General features: G+C 70.9%; 17 protein-coding genes. 15 read left to right on the top strand and 2 right to left on the bottom strand.

The window, feature by feature from the left end; translation table 11 throughout:
• Positions 1-43: 43 nt before the first annotated feature.
• The 13 genes from ACMPH2_RS05435 to ACMPH2_RS05375 all read left to right on the top strand — a co-directional run bounded on the left by ACMPH2_RS05435 (position 44) and on the right by ACMPH2_RS05375 (position 12,375).
• A complete protein-coding gene (locus ACMPH2_RS05435; RefSeq protein WP_417118817.1) occupies positions 44-664 on the top strand; it encodes a MarR family winged helix-turn-helix transcriptional regulator in 621 nt (206 codons plus the stop codon).
• 1 nt (position 665) lies between these two features.
• Entirely contained in the window at positions 666-1,685 is a 1,020-nt protein-coding gene (locus tag ACMPH2_RS05430) for a beta-ketoacyl-ACP synthase III (protein WP_417118816.1), read from the top strand.
• A 147-nt stretch (positions 1,686-1,832) separates the two neighbouring features.
• Positions 1,833-2,072, top strand: a complete 240-nt coding sequence (locus ACMPH2_RS05425; protein WP_009278871.1) for an acyl carrier protein — start codon at positions 1,833-1,835, stop codon at positions 2,070-2,072.
• Positions 2,073-2,078: 6 nt separating this feature from the next.
• On the top strand, positions 2,079-3,023 hold the full coding sequence (locus ACMPH2_RS05420; protein WP_417118815.1) for a nitronate monooxygenase: 945 nt from the start codon (positions 2,079-2,081) through the stop codon (positions 3,021-3,023).
• Positions 3,011-3,943, top strand: coding sequence for an ACP S-malonyltransferase (locus ACMPH2_RS05415; protein ID WP_417118814.1), 933 nt, complete (start codon positions 3,011-3,013; stop codon positions 3,941-3,943). Before ACMPH2_RS05420 ends, ACMPH2_RS05415 begins: the two co-directional genes overlap by 13 nt.
• A complete protein-coding gene (gene fabG, locus ACMPH2_RS05410; protein WP_471752466.1) occupies positions 3,940-4,737 on the top strand; it encodes a 3-oxoacyl-[acyl-carrier-protein] reductase in 798 nt (265 codons plus the stop codon). The genes ACMPH2_RS05415 and fabG overlap by 4 nt, the downstream gene beginning before the upstream one ends.
• Before the next feature lie 24 nt (positions 4,738-4,761).
• Positions 4,762-6,006: a beta-ketoacyl-ACP synthase II gene (gene fabF, locus ACMPH2_RS05405; protein WP_314638770.1), complete on the top strand. Its 1,245-nt coding sequence runs from the start codon at positions 4,762-4,764 to the stop codon at positions 6,004-6,006.
• Positions 6,007-6,015: 9 nt separating this feature from the next.
• Positions 6,016-6,552: an acetyl-CoA carboxylase biotin carboxyl carrier protein gene (locus tag ACMPH2_RS05400; protein ID WP_303133373.1), complete on the top strand. Its 537-nt coding sequence runs from the start codon at positions 6,016-6,018 to the stop codon at positions 6,550-6,552.
• Between the two features lie 47 nt (positions 6,553-6,599).
• Positions 6,600-7,043, top strand: coding sequence for a 3-hydroxyacyl-ACP dehydratase FabZ family protein (locus tag ACMPH2_RS05395; RefSeq protein WP_417118813.1), 444 nt, complete (start codon positions 6,600-6,602; stop codon positions 7,041-7,043).
• Positions 7,044-8,381: an acetyl-CoA carboxylase biotin carboxylase subunit gene (locus ACMPH2_RS05390; RefSeq protein ID WP_009278878.1), complete on the top strand. Its 1,338-nt coding sequence runs from the start codon at positions 7,044-7,046 to the stop codon at positions 8,379-8,381.
• Complete coding sequence (gene accD / locus ACMPH2_RS05385) at positions 8,368-10,263, top strand: acetyl-CoA carboxylase, carboxyltransferase subunit beta (RefSeq protein WP_417118812.1); 1,896 nt, start codon at positions 8,368-8,370, stop codon at positions 10,261-10,263. Before ACMPH2_RS05390 ends, accD begins: the two co-directional genes overlap by 14 nt.
• Positions 10,251-11,237 carry a DegV family protein gene (locus tag ACMPH2_RS05380; RefSeq protein WP_417118811.1) on the top strand — a complete coding sequence of 329 codons (987 nt, stop codon included), beginning with the start codon at positions 10,251-10,253 and terminating at the stop codon, positions 11,235-11,237. Before accD ends, ACMPH2_RS05380 begins: the two co-directional genes overlap by 13 nt.
• A complete protein-coding gene (locus ACMPH2_RS05375; RefSeq protein WP_417118810.1) occupies positions 11,224-12,375 on the top strand; it encodes a biotin--[acetyl-CoA-carboxylase] ligase in 1,152 nt (383 codons plus the stop codon). Before ACMPH2_RS05380 ends, ACMPH2_RS05375 begins: the two co-directional genes overlap by 14 nt.
• A gap of 351 nt (positions 12,376-12,726) precedes the next feature.
• Here the strand turns inward: ACMPH2_RS05375 and ACMPH2_RS05370 are convergent, their stop codons facing one another.
• The gene (locus ACMPH2_RS05370) at positions 12,727-13,626 is read right to left on the bottom strand and encodes a proline iminopeptidase-family hydrolase (RefSeq protein WP_062530792.1); all 900 of its coding nucleotides are present in this window, start codon (positions 13,624-13,626) and stop codon (positions 12,727-12,729) included.
• Positions 13,627-13,748: 122 nt separating this feature from the next.
• Here ACMPH2_RS05370 and nagA point away from each other — a divergent pair, with 122 nt between their 5' ends.
• Entirely contained in the window at positions 13,749-14,924 is a 1,176-nt protein-coding gene (gene nagA / locus ACMPH2_RS05365) for an N-acetylglucosamine-6-phosphate deacetylase (RefSeq protein ID WP_417118809.1), read from the top strand.
• A gap of 152 nt (positions 14,925-15,076) precedes the next feature.
• On the opposite strand, the gene ACMPH2_RS05360 is transcribed toward nagA, so the two are convergent.
• A complete protein-coding gene (locus ACMPH2_RS05360; RefSeq protein ID WP_417118808.1) occupies positions 15,077-15,934 on the bottom strand; it encodes a pirin family protein in 858 nt (285 codons plus the stop codon).
• A 263-nt stretch (positions 15,935-16,197) separates the two neighbouring features.
• Here ACMPH2_RS05360 and ACMPH2_RS05355 point away from each other — a divergent pair, with 263 nt between their 5' ends.
• Complete coding sequence (locus ACMPH2_RS05355) at positions 16,198-16,443, top strand: hypothetical protein (RefSeq protein WP_417118807.1); 246 nt, start codon at positions 16,198-16,200, stop codon at positions 16,441-16,443.
• The last annotated feature ends 216 nt before the right edge of the window (positions 16,444-16,659 follow it).

Raw genomic sequence — 16,659 nt, 5'->3', positions numbered from 1 at the left:
CTAACTAAACTTCACGCCATGTGGGGGAGAAAGGCCGCCCGACATGGCCCTGACCTGGATCGGTGGTGGCTTGGTGGACGCGATTGACGAGCTCAAGAACGTCGGCGAGACCGGCATTGCCCCCACCGCCGGCGCCGTGCCTAGCGCCGCGTACGCGCCCAGCGACCGGGCTCCCGCCGTCACCACCACCGACGCCAAGGCCGCCGAGCGCATCACCGTCGAGATCAGCGAGCTCCTCGTCTCCATCTACAACTCGGTCGACGCGGTCGAGAGCAAGATGTTCAGGCGGGTCCGCGGCCTGGGCGTGACCATGAGCGAGGCGCGCATCGTCCAGATCGTGGGAGACGAGACCTTCCACACCGACAGGCAGATCAGCGTGAGCCAGATCGCCGCCGAGGCGATGGTGAAGATCCCCTCGATGACCGCGGGGGTCAACCGCCTCGTCGACCGCGGCTTCCTCACCAAGGAGCGCGACGAGAGCGACGGCCGTCGCGTCAACGTGACCCTCACCAGGAAGGGCGAGGAGGTCTACCGCCTCCACACGATCTTCCACATGCGCATGGCCGCCGCGATCATGGAGGGCATGTCCCTCGAGGACATGGGGAAGTTCCACGCGGGCATCGAGCGCCTCGCCGCCTTCTACAGGGCAGAGGAGGAGAAGTAGCATGGGCCTTCGCATCCTTGGGACGGGCAGCGCCCTTCCCGCCAGGCGCGTCACCAACGAGGAGCTGTCGGGCTTCCTCGACACCTCCGACGAGTGGATCAGCCAGCGCACGGGCATCCGCGCCCGCCGGGTGTGCACCACCGAGACCCTCGACGACCTGGCGACCCAGGCGTCGCGGCGCGCCCTGGAGTCCGCGGGCGTCGATGCGTCCGAGCTCGGTGCCGTCATCTGCACCACCACCTCCCCCGACCACGTGATGCCCGCCGAGGCGAGCGTCGTGCAGGGGAGCATCGGGGCCTCCTGCCCCTCGTTCGACCTCGCCGCGGCCTGCGCGGGGTTCGTCTTCGCCCTCGACGTGGCGGACGGCATCTTCGCGAGGGGCAGGGCGCGCCGCGTGCTCGTGGTCTCGGCGGAGAGGTGTACGCGCTACCTCGACTGGACCGACCGCGCCACCTGCGTGCTCTTCGGCGACGGTGCCGCGGCGGCGGTGCTCGGTGCGGAGGGGGAGGGGCTCCTCTCCCTCAGGCTGTCGACCCAGCCTGACACGGGCGCCCTGGACCTCCCCGGCATCCCGGGGAGCAGCCCCTTCGACAAGACCGTCCGCGGTCCGCAGCTGTTCTCGATGCGCGGGCGCGAGATCTTCAAGTTCGGCGTCACTTCCATCGAGCGAGAAGTGCGCGCCCTCGCGGCAGACGCGGGCATGGAGGTGGCGGACATCGACCACTTCGTGTTCCACCAGGCCAACGGCCGCATCCTCGACTCGGCTGCGACGCGCCTGGGCATCGACGCCTCGCGCGTCGTGCGGACGCTGGCCGAGACGGGCAACCTCTCCAGCGCCTGCATTCCCCACGCGCTCGACCACCTCGTGAGGTCGGGCGGCCTGACGGCAGGGCAGACCGTCGCGATCGTGGGCTTCGGGGCGGGGCTCTCCGTGGGCTCCTGCCTGATCAGGTGGGAGGAGGGGGCCGCCGGGACGGGCCCGGCCCTTCCGCACGCGGCCGCCAAGGCACCACTGACGTGACCACCGAGAGGGACCACGAGCCGCCGTCGGGAGCGACGGCGGGCGACCCAGGGCATCACCGGGCGGAGGCTCGCCCGTGACCATAGGGGCCATCGCCCCGCAAGGACAAGGGAAGAACAGGTCAAGACGGACAGAAGGAGGGCCATCATGGCCAAGGAGACCACGTTCGAGCACATCTGCGACATCCTCCGCGAGCAGGACGGCATCACCGGCGAGCTCACGCCCGAGACGAGCTTCGAGGAGATCGGCCTCGACTCGCTCTCCATCGTGGAGGCGGTCATGGCCTGCGAGGGCGACTTCGACATCGAGATCGACGCCGAGGCCAACCCCAAGACGATCGGCGAGTTCGTCTCGCTGGTCGACGGCCTCGTCGCCCAGAAGGGCTAGCACCAGATGATCCGCACACCCATTTGCGACGTCGTCGGCATCGAGAAGCCCGTCTTCCAGGGTGGCATGGCCTGGATTGCCGATGCCTCCCTCGCCTCGGCCGTCTCGAACGCGGGCGGCCTGGGCGTCATCTCGGCGATGAATGCCGACGCGGAGTGGCTCCACGGTCAGATCCGCGCCTGCCGCGAGCTCACGGACAGGCCGTTCGGCGTGAACATCATGCTCCAGAGCCCCTTCGTGGACGAGGTCGCCCAGGTGGTCGTCGACGAGCACGTCCCCGTCGTCATCACGGGGGCGGGCACGCCCAACAAGTACATGAAGTCGTGGGTGCCCGCCGGCATCAAGGTGATCCCCGTGGTCGCCTCCGTGGCGCTCGCGCGCCTCGTGGAGCGCGCCGGTGCCGTGGCCGTGGTCGCCGAGGGCGGCGAGTCGGGCGGCCACGTGGGAGACCTCACCACCATGACGCTGGTGCCGCAGGTGGTCGACGCAGTGGACATCCCCGTGGTCGCCGCCGGCGGGATCGCCGACGGCAGGGGGGTGGCTGCGGCCCTCATGCTTGGTGCCGTGGGCGTCCAGGTGGGCACGCGCTTCCTCGTTGCCGACGAGTGCACGGTGAGCGAGGAGTACAAGGAGCGCATCCTCAAGGCCAACGACATCGCCACCATGGTGACGGGCCGCAGGGACGACGGCGCCGTCCGCTGCCTCAAGACGCCCTTCTCGCGCAGGTACGCGAAGCTCGAGAAGGAGGGCGCCTCCAAGGAGGAGCTCGCCGAGCTGGGCCGCGGCTCCCTGCGCAAGGCCGCCGTGGACGGCAACTACGAGGAGGGCAGCTTCATGGCTGGCCAGTCCGCCGGCCTGGTGACCAGGCGCCAGCCCGCGGCCGACATCGTCGACGACCTGCTCGAAGGCGCGGAGGAAGTGCTCCGGGAGGCGACGAGATGGGTAAGGTAGCCCTCCTCTTCGCGGGCCAGGGCGCCCAGCACCCCGGCATGGCCGACGACCTCGTCGCGCGCGAGCCTGCTGCCCGCCAGACCTTCGAGCTGCTCGAGGCCCGCATGCCCGGCCTGGGCAGGCTCTGCCGCGAGGGCTCCCGCGAGGAGCTCGCGCAGACGCGCAACACCCAGCCCGCCGTCTTCGCCTGCGACCTGGCGGCCGCCCGCGCCCTCGCCTCGTGTGGCGTGCGGCCCGACGCCGTGGCGGGCTTCTCGCTCGGGGAGCTGTCCGCGCTCGCGTTTGCGGGGGCCTTCTCGCCCGAGGACGCCTTCGACCTGGTGCTACGTCGCGCCGAGCTCATGGACTCCGCCTCGGGGAGGAATCCCGGGGGCATGAGGGCCGTGCTGAGGCTTCCGGCCGGGCGCGTGGAGGCCCTCGCCGCAGAGGCCGGCGACGCCTGGCCCGTCAACTACAACAGCGCGGAGCAGACCGTGGTGGCGGGGACCGAGGAGGCCCTCGGGCGGCTCGACGCCCTGGTGCGCGAGGCAGGCGGGCGCTGCCTGCGCCTGGCGGTCTCGGGCGCCTTCCACAGCCCCCTCATGGCGCCCGCCTCCGACGGGCTGCGGGAGTGGCTGGCGCGCACGCCGCCCGCCCCCGCGACCGTTCCCGTGTGGGCCAACGCCACGGCACGGCCCTACCCCGACGACCCCGCCGCCATGGCGGAGCTCCTGGCGGGGCAGGCGTCGAGCCCCGTACGCTGGCAGCAGACCGTGGAGGGCCTGGTGGCCCTGGGCGTCGACACCTTCGTCGAGGTCGGCCCGGGCAGCACGCTCACCAAGCTCGTGGGCAGGATCGCCCCGGGGGCCACCGCGCTCCCCTGCGAGACGCCCGAGCAGCTCGACGCCGTGCTGGCACATCTCGAGGGGAGAGAGTCATGAGCGACGCGATCGCAGGCACGTCCGCGGCTGGAGTGCCCACGGGACCAGCCGAGGCCCCCGTGCGCAGGGTGGCCCTCGTCACGGGCGGCTCACGCGGGATCGGCAGGGCGACGTCGCTCGCCCTCGCGAGGGACGGGTTCGACGTGGCCGTGGTCTACGCGGGGAACGACGAGGCCGCTCGCAGGACGGTGACGGAGCTCGAGTCCCTGGGCGCCACGGCGCGGAGCTACCGCTGCGACGTGGCTGACGGGGACGAGGCGACCGCCTGCGTGAAGCGGGTCCTGGCCGACTTCGGCTCCGTCTGGGCCCTCGTGAACAACGCGGGCGTCACCCGCGACGGCCTCCTGGCGCGCATGTCCGACGAGGACTTCGACGCGGTCCTCTCCGTGAACCTCAAGGGCGCCTTCCACATGACGCGCGCCCTCTGCCGCACCCTCATGCGCCAGCGCGGGGGCCGCATCGTCAACGTGAGCTCCGTCGTGGGCGTCATGGGCAACGCGGGCCAGGCCAACTACGCCGCCTCGAAGGCGGGGCTCATCGGCCTCACCAAGTCCGTGGCGCGCGAGCTGGCGGGTCGCGGGGTCACCTGCAACGCCGTCGCCCCCGGCTTCGTCCGGACCGACATGACAGCGAAGCTGCCGGACGCGGTGAGGGAGAGGTACGAGGGGCAGATCCCCCTGGGCCACCTGTGCGAGCCGGAGGACGTGGCGGAGGCCATCGCCTTCCTCGCGAGCGACGCGGCGGCCTACGTCACCGGGGCCGTCCTGCCCGTCGACGGCGGAATGGGCATGTAGAGAATGGGGAGCGTGAGTTCGCACATGGAGCACAGGGTAGCCATCACCGGCCTGGGGGCCATCTCGCCCGTGGGCAACACCGCGGCCGAGACCTGGGACTCCCTCAGGGCGGGACGCGTGGGCATCGGTCCCATAAGCAAGTTCGACGCGAGCGGCAGCAAGGTCAAGGTCGCCGCGGAGGTCAAGGGCTTCGACGCCCGCGAGGCCTTCGGCGTGGCGGAGGCCCGCAGGAGCGATCCCTTCGTGCTCTATGCGCTCGTCGCGGCGGACCAGGCCATGGCGGACTCCGGCCTCGACCGCGAGGGCGCCGTGGACCACGAGCGCCTGGGCGTCTACGTGGGCTCGGGCATCGGCGGAATTCAGACCACCGTGGCGAACGAAGACGTGCTGAGGGATTCGGGCCCCGGCAGGGTATCTCCCTTCCTGGTGCCGGCGATGATCGCCAACATGGCATCGGGGCAAGTGGCCATCAGGCACAGGTGCTACGGCCCCACGCTTCCCGTGGTGACGGCCTGCGCCACCTCGTCCCACGCCATCGGCGAGGCGTTCCGCGCCATCAGGCACGGCTATGCCGACGCCATCCTGGCCGGCGGCTCGGAGGCGGCCATCATGGAGCTCGCCGTGGCCGGCTTCGCCAACGCCAAGGCCCTCACGCGCAACCCCGACCCCGTGACCGCCTGCCGGCCCTTCGACCGCGGGCGCGACGGCTTCGTGATGGGGGAGGGAGCCGCGGTCCTCGTGCTCGAGGAGCTCGACCACGCCCTGGCCCGCGGGGCCCACGTCTACGCCGAGGTCATGGGCTACGGCAACACCTGCGACGCCTACCACATGACGAGCCCCGACCCGGAGGCCTCGGGCATCTCGCGCGCCATTGGGCAGGCGGCTGCGGAGGCGGGCCTGGACGCCGCCGAGGGCCTCTACGTCAACGCGCACGGCACCTCGACCAAGCTCAACGACCTCTCGGAGACGCGCGGGCTCAAGGCCGCGCTCGGCGAGGGGGCGGCGCGCTCGGCCAAGGTGTCGTCGACCAAGTCGATGACGGGGCACATGCTGGGGGCCGCGGGGGCCATCGAGGCCCTGGCCTGCGCGAAGGCCCTGGAGGAGGGGGTCGTGCCGCCCACGATGGGGCTCACCGACCCCGACCCGGACTGCGACCTCGACTACACGCCGCTGGTGGCCGCCGAGTTCCGGGCGCGCTGGGCGCTCTCCACCTCGCTCGGCTTCGGCGGACACAACGCGGCCCTGGTGCTGCGCTCCTTCGAGGGATAGGTGGTCGAGATGATCGATGCGAAGAGGGTCGACGACCTGGCTCGGGTGCTCAGGTCCAACGGACTCACGCGCCTGCGCCTCGAGGAGGCTGGCGAGGTCATAGAGCTCGAGTGCGCGCCCGTCGTCGCGGCGACGTCCGCCTCCGCGCCATTGCCGGCGGGCGTGGCGGGCGTGGCTGATGCCACGTTGCCGGGGGCACCCTCCGCCGCGGATGCGGTGGCCCTCTCGCCTGCGGACGAGGGCGCGATGGCGGCTACGATTCCGGGCGAGGACGGCCTGGACCCGGACCAGCGGCCGCTCGACCTCTCCAAGGTGGCCACGGTGACCGCCCCCATGGTGGGCGTGTTCTATGCCGCCCCCTCGCCCGGGGCGGAGCCATTCGTGCACGTGGGATCCAAGGTGCGCAAGGGCGACACGCTCTGTGTCATCGAGGCGATGAAGCTCATGAACGAGGTCGTGGCCGAGCGCGACGGCGAGGTCATCGACGTGTGCGTGGGCGACGGCGAGCTGGTGGAGTTCGGCTGCACGCTCATGAAGCTGTGCTAGGCGGCAGCTGACGCGGACGGCCGACGGGCCTGCGAGGGAGACGAGCCATGAACAGGGAAGAGATCAAGGGGCTGCTGCCCCATCGCGAGCCCATGCTGCTCCTGGACGACGCCGAGGTCGTCGGGGACGAGGCCGTGGGGCACGTGACGGTCACGGGCGACGAGTTCTTTGTGCGGGGGCACTTCCCCGGCGACCCCGTAGTGCCCGGCGTGATCCTGTGCGAGATGCTCGCGCAGAACTGCTGCGTCCTCCTGGGCGAGGCGATGTCGGGCGAGGGGAGGGCCCCCCTCTACACGAGCCTGGACAAGGTGCGCTTCAGGCACCCCGTGAGGCCGGGCGACACCGTGGAGCTGCGCTGCCGCATCACGCGCGAGCACGGGGCCTTCCACTTCGCCCACGGCGAGGCGCTCGTGGGGGACGTGCCCTGCTGCAGCGCGGACATGTCGTTCGCCCTGGTGCCAGCCGACGGCGTGGCCGACGGGGGGCGCTAGGTGTTCGAGAAGATCCTCGTCGCCAACCGTGGCGAGGTCGCCGTCCGCGTGATACGCGCCTGCAAGGAGATGGGCGTGAAGACCGTTGCCGTCTACTCCACGGCCGACGCCGGCGCCTTCCACGCCCAGATTGCCGACGAGGCCTACTGCATAGGCGGGCCGCGCCCGCAGGAGAGCTACCTCAACGCCGACGCCATCCTCACCGTCGCCCTGGAGAGCGGGGCCACGGCCATCCATCCCGGCTACGGCTTCCTCTCGGAGTCCGCCCCCTTCGCGCGCGAGTGCCGCGACTGCGGCATCGTGTTCGTCGGTCCCTCTCCCGAGGTGATCGAGCGCATGGGCGACAAGGACGAGGCCCGCCGGACGGCGCGCGCGGCGGGGGTGCCCGTGGTGGAGGGCTCGGACCTCCTGCGCGACGAGGCGGACGCGCAGGAGCAAGCCCGCCGCATAGGCTTCCCGCTCCTGGTCAAGGCACGTGCCGGTGGCGGCGGCAGGGGCATCCGCAAGGTGACGGGCCCCGAGGGCGTCGCTTCGGCCTTCCTGGCCGCGAGCTCCGAGGCCCAGGCGGCCTTCGGCGACGGCGGCTGCTACATGGAGCGCTTCATCCATCCCGCCCACCACGTGGAGGTCCAGGTCCTGGCGGACGCGCGGGGCAACGTGGTCTCGCTGGGCGAGCGCGAGTGCTCGGTGCAGCGCCACAACCAGAAGCTCCTGGAGGAGAGCCCCAGCCCTTCGGTCACGCCCGAGGTCCGCGAGTGCATGCACGCCGCCGCGCGCGACCTCGCCCGGGCCGTGGGCTACGTGGGTGTGGGCACCATCGAGTACCTCTACTCCGACGACGGCACCTTCGCCTTCATGGAGATGAATACCCGCCTGCAGGTGGAGCATCCCGTGACCGAGATGGTCACGGGAGTCGACCTGGTGAAGTGGCAGCTGCGCGTGGCGTCCGGGGTGGAGCTGCCCTTCTCCCAAGACGACGTCCGCGTGGACGGCCACGCCATCGAGTGCCGCATCAACGCCGAGACCCCCGAGTTCCTCCCCTCGTGCGGCACGGTGTCCATGCTGCACGTCCCGGGCGGCCCCTGGGTCCGCTTCGACACGGCCCTCTTCCAGGGGGCGTCCGTGCCTCCCTACTACGACTCGATGCTGGGCAAGCTCGTCATCTCGTCCCCCTCGCGCGAGGAGGCCATACGCAAGATGCGCTCCGCCCTGGGCGAGCTGGTGATCGAGGGGGTGGCGGAGAACTCCGAGCTGCAGCTCGACATACTCTCGAACCCCGAGTTCGTCTCGGGCGTCTACCACACCGACCTCATGGAGCACCTCTATGGCGACGAATAGGAAGAAGACCAAGAGCGTGAACGTGCTCGAGGGGGCCGTGACCGAGGTTCCCGTCGAGCTGCCGTCGCGCCACGTGTTCGTGAAGTGCCCCAACTGCCGTCGCGTGACGGACGCCGACGTCCTAGCCGACAACCTGGACGTGTGCCCGCGCTGCGGCCATCCCATGCGGCTGGGCGCCCGGCGTCGCCTCGCGATGACGGTGGACGCGGGGAGCTTCGAGGAGATGGACGCCGAGCTCAGGGTGAGGGACTTCCTCCGCTTCCCGGGATACGAGGAGAAGCTCCGCAGCGCCCGCCTGCGCACGGGCGAGAACGACGCCGTCCTCACCGGCGTGGCCTCCATCGGCGGCTGCCCCACCGGCGTCTTCGTGATGGACGGCGAGTTCATGATGGGTTCCATGGGCGCCGTGGTGGGCGAGAAGCTCTGCCGCCTCTTCGAGAGGGCCCTCGAGCTGCGCATCCCCGTGGTGGGCTTCACCGTGTCGGGCGGGGCGCGCATGCAGGAGGGGACCACGTCGCTCGTGCAGATGGCCAAGGTCTCCGCCGCGGTGCGCAGGCACTCCGAGGCGGGGCTGCTCTACGTGGTGGTGCTGACGGACCCGACCTCGGGCGGCGTCACGGCGAGCTTCGCGATGGAGGGCGACGTCACCCTGGCCGAGCCTGGGGCGCTCGTTGCCTTCGCCGGGCCGCGCGTGGTGGAGCAGACCACCCACAAGCACCTGCCCGCGGGGTTCCAGCGCTCCGAGTTCCTCCTGGAGCACGGCTTCGTGGACCGCATCGTGGAGCGCAGGGACCTCCCCTCGATGCTGGGCAGGCTGCTGGCCCTGCACGAGGGCGGCGCCTACCGCGCGCCCGACGGGGCCGACGTGCCCGAGGTCCGCGCCGCGGCCGACGTGCTGGGGGAGCCTTCCGGCGCCGCGGGGACGGGGAAGGGCGGCGCCGACGCCTCGGGCGTCGCGCCGTCGGCTGGCGGGGACGGGGGCGGAGCGGCTCGCGAGGGCTCGCGAGGCCAGGAGGGCATGCCTCTCTCGCCTGATGTCGGACGGGAAGGCGGGGCGCCGGCCAAGGGCTCACCATCGGCCACGCCCGCTCCCTCGGCGTACGAGCTGCTCTCGCGCGTGCGCGGCGGCGAGCGCGGGACGGTCCTCCCCCTGATGGAGCAGGTCTTCGACGGCTTCCTCGAGCTGCACGGGGATCGGCTCTTCGGCGACGACGCGGCCATCGTGGGCGGCATCGCGCTGCTGGGGAACCGGCCCGTGACGGTGATAGGCACCGAGCGCGGCCGCGACACCAAGGAACGCGTCGCGCGCAACTTCGGCTCGGCCAACCCCGAGGGCTATCGCAAGGCCCAGCGCCTCATGCGCGAGGCCGAGAAGTTCGGCCGTCCCGTGGTATGCCTCGTCGACACCTCGGGCGCCTACTGCGGGGTCGGCGCGGAGGAGCGCGGCCAGGGCGAGGCCATCGCCTCGAGTCTGGTGGAGATGGGCGGGCTCAGGGTGCCCGTCGTCTCGGTCATCGTGGGCGAGGGCGGTTCTGGTGGGGCGCTCGCCCTGGCCGCGGGCGACCGGACGCTCATGCTCTCGGGTGCCGTGTACTCGGTCGTGAGCCCGGAGGGCGCTGCGTCCATCCTCTGGAAGGACACGTCGCGCGCTGCGGAGGCGGCGGAGGCCCTGCGCGTCACGGCGCGCGACCTCGTCGAGCTGGGAATCGTGGATGATGTGGTGGACGACGCGGGCCTGGGTGGCGAGGGGTTCGTCCGGTCCCTCTCCGCGCGGCTCGCCGAGGAGGTTGACGCCCTGGCTGGTCTGGGCGTGGACGAGCTGCTCGAGCGCCGCTACGACCGCTTCCGCCGCATGGGAGGAGACGCGCTATGCCGGGAATAGCCATCGTCACGGACTCCACCTGCTGCCTCACGCGCCAGGAGGCGCGCGAGCTGGGGTGCACCGTGCTGCCCATGACCTACGTCGCGCGCGGCGAGCGCCGGCCGGAGCTGCCCCAAGGTGAGAACGGCGACTACGAGGCGATCCTGCGCGAGGACCCCTTCGTGGGGACCGAGTCGGTCTACCAGCGCGACTTCGCGCGGGCCTTCGAGCGGTTGCTCGACTCGGGCCGGGACGTGCTGTGCGTGACGATGTCGGCGAGGCTGTCTGGCGCGCACCGCGCCGCCCGCGAGGCGGCTGCGGCCCTTGACCGGGAGCGGACCGGCGTCGGCGGGCGCGTGCAGGTCGTTGACTCGTGGGCCACGGCCTCGGGGCTCGAGCTCGTCGTGCGTCAGGCCCGGGCCCTCGCGGACGCGGGCCTCTCGCTCACGGAGGTCGCGGACGGCGTGCGCGAGTTCCGCGGACGCGTGGGCATACGCTTTGCCGTCCCGGACATGAGGCCCCTGCGCCGCAGCGGCCGGCTCGGGGCGACGCGGCGCTCCGTGGCGGGGATGCTGGGGCGCTACCCGGTCTTCTGCCTGCGTGAGGGCGCCATCGAGACGGTCGAGGTCGTCCGCGGGGGGATTTCTGCCGCGCGCGAGCTCGTGGGGCCCGTTCCCGCGGACGTGGGGACGGTCATCGTGTCCCACTTCGGGCATGCAGACGAGCTGGCGCGCTTCGCCCTCGTCGAGCTGCGTCGCCGTCGCCCCAAGGCGAGGGTGCTCGTGAAGGACGGTGGGCCCGTGCTCACGTCGAGGCTGGGGGTCGGGTCGCTGGCCCTAGGCTGGGTCGACGCGTCGTGTGGCGGTTCTGGTGTGGCGGGTGGCGAGGCGACGGGTGGTGGCGAGGCGACGGGTGGCGCCGACGTGGCCAGTGGCGCCGACGTGGCGACAGACGGTTCCGGTGCGGGCGGGGCGGATGGCCTTGGCGGCCGCTGAGGACACCTCTGCCGAGACGGTCGTCAACGCCGACGGAGGACTTGGCCGCGACGCGGGACGTGACGCAGGTCGTGACGCAGGTCGTGATGACCTCCCCCTCTCCCGACAGGTCTGCGACGAGCTGGTGCATGTCGCCACCTGCGGGTCGACCAACGACCTTGCGCGGAGGCTCTATCCCAGCCTGGGGAGCCTGCCCATGTCAGCGGGTTTTGGAGACGCTGCGGACGGGTGGCGCGGTCGTCCCTGGCGAGGAGTAGGCCGTGTTCCCGTCTGCCTCGTGGTCGCCGACGAGCAGACCCAGGGTAGAGGCAGACTTGGCCGCTCGTGGCAGAGTGGCGCAGGCGATTCACTCACGGCATCCTTCGTGCTCGCGCTCCCCGCCTCCCTCATGCGGGGCTCGGACTCGGGACTGCTTACCCTTGCCGCTGGCCTTGCCGTGCTCGACGCCCTGCGCGACGTGGTCGTCGGTGCTGGTGGCCTCGGTGTCGCGGGTGATCTCGGTGTTGCGGGTGGCCTCGGTGTCGCGGGCAATGCCGGTGGCGCAGCGCACGCTGTCGATGGTGCCGGAACCGCGGTCGCCGCTAGCCCTGCCCAGCTGCTCGGACTCAAGTGGCCCAATGACGTCTACCTGGCCGGACGCAAGCTTGCTGGCATCCTCTCGGAGGTGGCGTTCTCGGATGCGGACGACGTGGGGGTGGTCGTCGGCGTCGGGGCCAACCTCCTCGTCGTGGCCGACCGGCTGCCTACGCCCCTCTCCACGTCGCTTCAGCTGCACTTCGACGGGCTGCCGCCCTTCGCCGAGCTGCGCGACCGCCTGTGTGCCGGCATCGCGCGTGGCCTGCGCCGGCAGATGGGCGCGCTCGCGTTTGGCGGCGAGACAGCGCGGGACGAGCTCGTCTCTCGCGTGAACGTGGAGAACGTCCTTCGCGGGCATCCCGTCACGGTCAACCTCGCCGCCGGTCATAGGGTGGAGGGCGTCGCGGGGGACGTGCGCGCGGACGGATCGCTCGAGGTCCTTCCAGCGGATGGCAACGGCTCTTCCAGCGACGGCTCCTCCGGCGACGGCTCGTGGCCGGTTCGCGTGACTGCCGGCGACGTGCTTCTCCGCCGCGATTGCGCTGCACCGAGCACGCGATAGCGCGCGCCCACGGGCGTCGAGCAAGCGGCAACGCACGCGTGCGGATGCCGTGCACGCTGAAGCGCACGCGTGCGAACGCCTTGCACGCCATTGCGCACAGCTCTGGCATCGAACACGCGGTTGCGCACAACGGCCCCCCTCGCCATCTGCGGAAACGCGAAGCCTGATGTGCGCTTGCGCGTGCAGGATGAAAAGCGTGTGCGCTTACGCGTGCAAGGCGAGAGGTGCGTGCGTTTGCGCGTGCGGGATGTGCGCATTGGACGAGAACGGCGTTCGCCTGTGCGTGCGCGACGCGACGGCCTCGGGGCAGCCGTCGCGCTCGTCGTCGCCCACCGCGCCTGCCGCCGCTCGCTAGTCGTTCTCGTCCAGCCACTCCCGAAGCATGGCCAGGTAGCGCGGCGTGTCCTCCACGAAGCAGGCGTGCCGGCAGCCCTCGAAGAGCTCCCAACGCGCCCCGGGGATGCCGTCCGCGAGCTGCTTGGCGACCAGCGGGGAGCAGAGGTCCTGGGTCCCGCTCACCACCAGTGCGGGGCAGCGCACCTCTTTCAGGCGCCCCGCGTACTCGAAGCCGGCGAGTGTGCCACTCGGCATGAGCTCGTTGTCTCCCCACGCCGCGAGGTAGGACTCGCGGCCGGTGCGCTTGGGCCTCCTCAGGCACTCCGGGCTCGACTCGTCCGGCTCTCCGGCGCAGAAGAGCTCCAGGTAGCGGGCCTCGGCGGCGCGAAACTCCGGCGTGTCGAAGCGCCCACCCCTCTCCGCCTCCTCCATGGCCCTGCGCTCGTCCGCGCCCAGGTAGCGAAGCCGCCGGTGTCCCTCGCTGCCCCAGAGGCTCGCCGATGCCAGCGTGCTGCTGAGCACCATCGACCTCACGCCCACGCCCCCGCGGTCCAGGAGGTGCATGAGCGCCAGCATCCCGCCCCATGACTGCCCCAGGAGGTGGATGCGCTCCAGCCCAAGCCCCGCGCGCAGGGCGTCGAGCTCGTCCAGCCAGGTGTTCGCGCGCCAGAGCTCGTCATGTCCCGCCAGCCCGTCGTCCCACGAGAGACCGCAGCCCAGCTGGTCGTACATGACCAGCCTCCTGCCGTCGAGGTCGGCCAGGCCGTCCAGCACCTCGAAGTAGTTGTGCGTCGACCCCGGTCCGCCGTGCAGGAGCACGAGCGGCGCACGGCCGGGCAGCTCCTCGTCTGGCTCGACGACGCGCCAATGGGTCTGGTGGCCCAAGAAGGGCAGGTATCCTTCGCTGATGTGCATCTTGCCGGCCTTCTGTCGCAGCTGTGTTGGTGGCCTTTCTCCCCCAGCCTATACTCAGGGAGAAACCAAGGGGAGAGCGACCCCGCGTCCGGGGCCGTCGCTCCCGCCCAAGAGGAGGAACCATGGACCAGAACGGCTTCTTCGTCAAGTCCGACCACATCGTGCTGGCGGGCGGCGTCGTGGCTTCGGGCTACCTGCCCGTGGCGGACGGCGCGTTCAGGCCCGTAGTGCAGGAGCTGCCCGAGGGGGCAGAGGTCCTGGACTGCACGGGCAAGTGGGTGACGCCGGGCTTTGTGGACACGCACATCCACGGCTTTTTGGGACACGACGTGATGGACTGCGACCCCGAAGGCATCAACGCCGCGAGCATCGAGCTCGCGCGCCACGGCACGACCTCGTGGACGCCCACCACGCTGACCCAGCCTGCCGAGCAGATCGGCGAGGCCTGCGCGAGCGTCTGGCAGGCAGACCAGCTGCGCGGCGACGACTTTGTGGGCGCACGCATCGAGGGCATATTCCTGGAGGGCCCCTTCTTCACCGCCGAGCACGCCGGGGCGCAGAACCCCGCGCACATGAGCGACCCTTCGGTGGACCAGGTCTGCGCCTGGCAGGACGAGGCGCACGGCCTCATCTGCAGGGCCTCGCTCGCACCGGAGCGCCCGGGCAGCGCCGAGTTCTGTGCTGAGATGTCGCTGATGGGCGTTGCGACGGCGCTGGGGCACTCGAACGCCAGCTACGAGGAGGGCATCGCCGCCGTGGGCTCGGGCGCGACCTCCTTCGTGCACACGTACAACGCGATGACCGGCCTGGGCCACCGCGCGCCCGGTCTGGTGGGAGCGGCAATGACCACGAGCGAGACCTACGCCGAACTCATCTGCGACGGCATCCACGTGCAGGCGCCCGCCGCGCGCGCGATGATCAACGCCAAGGGCTGGCAGCACGTGGCGCTGGTGTCCGACTGCCTGCGCTGCGGGGGCATGCCCGACGGCGACTACGAGCTGGGGGACTTCCCGATCCGCCTGCAGGACGGCGTGGCGCACCTGCTGGACGCCGACGGCAGCATGGGCAACATCGCCGGCTCCGTGCTCACGCTGGCACGCGCGGTCAAGAACGTCGTCGACTGGGGCGCGGCCACGGCCGAGCAGGCCATCCGCATGGCGAGCGAGATTCCCGCGCGCATGTCGGGCGTCGACGACTGCTGCGGCGTGATTCAGGCGGGCCGTGCGGCCGACCTCAACGTCATGGGTGCCGACCTCGAGCTCGAGGCCACCTACGTGGGTGGCGTGCCGGTTAGGTAGGGAGGCCGCGGGCCCCCGGCCGGCGCCAGCGTAGCAAGAAGGCCTCGGGGCCTCGGCCGGCGCAAATGCAACTGCAGTAAGAAGGCCGCGACTCGCTTCCCTGGGGAGACGGGCCGCGGCCTTCGCCGTGCTGGAACCGGAGCCGCCGGCGCTCAGTCCCTGAGCGAGCCCTCCTTGAGGAAGCTCCCGTCCTCGAGCTCGCGGAATGCGTCCATGAGCTCCTCGCGGGTGTTCATCACGACGGGTCCGCCCCAGGCCACGGGCTCGTCGAGCCTCTTGGAGCTCATGAGCAGCACCTGCGCGCGCTCGTCCTGCCCCTCGATCACCACGCGGTCGCCGCCCTCCAGACGCACGGCCGTCTTGGGGCCCACGGGCAGTCCGCCGACGCGCGCGGAGCCCTCCAGGGTGAAGGCCAGCACGGAGCGGTCCTCGTCCACGTCGATTGCCACGGTCCTGCCGGGCTCCACGCCCAGGTCGTAGTAGTCGAGGGGAAGGTGCTCGCCCTGGTAGCCCACGTGGAGCCTGCCCTCGGTGTCGACGTAGCGGCCGGCGAGCAGGCGCAGCTCCCCGCCCTCGATCCTGATCTCCTCGATGTCCGAGCTCCGGATGGCATGGTAGCGGGGGCTTGCCATCTTCTCGGCGGCGGGCATGTTGAGCCAGAGCTGCACGCCCAAGAGGCGCTTCGCGGCGGGGATGGTCTCCTCGTGCATCACGCCGGAGCCGGCGCACATCCACTGCACGCCTCCGTCGCTCACCGTGTCCTCGTAGCCCATGCTGTCGCGGTGGTGCATGCCGCCTTGGCGGACGTAGGTGATGGTCTCGATGCCGCGGTGCGGGTGGAAGGGAAAGCCGGCCGTGTAGTCGTCGGGGTCGGTGCTGTCAAACGAGTCGAGCATCAGGAAGGGGTCGAAGGCGTCGGCGGTCTGGTTGCCCAGCACACGGACGAGGCTCACCCCGCCGCCGTCGATGGTCCTGAATCCCTTCACCACATTGGTTGCATGCCTGTCCATGCCTGCCTCCTTCGGCTTGCGGCGCCGACGGGCCCCAGAGGTGTGGACCTACAGTTCGCCGACGTCGCACGCTTTGCGATGCTGCTTGTATACCGTTCGCACGGGGCGACTAGACACACGAGCCACTCGCTGTGTCGATTATATGTGCACGATTAAATAGCGCGCTATAAAATTACGAGGCGGACCTAAGATGCGATGCGCAAGCAGGGGAGAGGGGCGCAGGCGACCCAGCCGCAACGCCCCGCCAAGGAGAGGAAACGAACATGGCAGTGAACAAGGGCGCGGCGAGGAAGATCCTGGACCTGGTTCCTGAGGAGTACGTCAAGCGCATCCCCGCATTTGTCCGCGCGCACGCGACTGGCAAGACCATCGAGAAGATCGCGGCCGAGCATCCCGAGCTCTATGCCATCGCCGAGCAGGACGGTCCGCTGACCGGCGAGGCCAAGGAGCAGCTCAGCGCCATCGAGAACGGAATCTTCGAGCAGAAGATGGCCAAGCACAACCTGTAGGCCCGGGCCTGGCTGCATCGATCCCGCTGCGCGGCCGCCCGCCCGTCGTCAAGCCTCGCCCGGATGTGACGAAAGCGTGTGGATGCGACAGATGTCCCGGCCGCTGCTCCATCGTCTTTCTCGCTTTCTAAAATGAAATCCGAATCCAAATGTCGGATTCGCAAGGGGAGACGAGCGATGCCGCCAGCGTGCGGTGAGGCGAGACCCGCAAGGCGA

Source organism: Olsenella phocaeensis (genome assembly GCF_048189965.1).
In the GTDB taxonomy this organism is placed as follows: Bacteria; Actinomycetota; Coriobacteriia; order Coriobacteriales; family Atopobiaceae; genus Olsenella_I; species Olsenella_I phocaeensis.
Note: the sequence above shows the minus strand (reverse complement) of the source record. Positions and strands in the feature narration are given on the sequence as shown.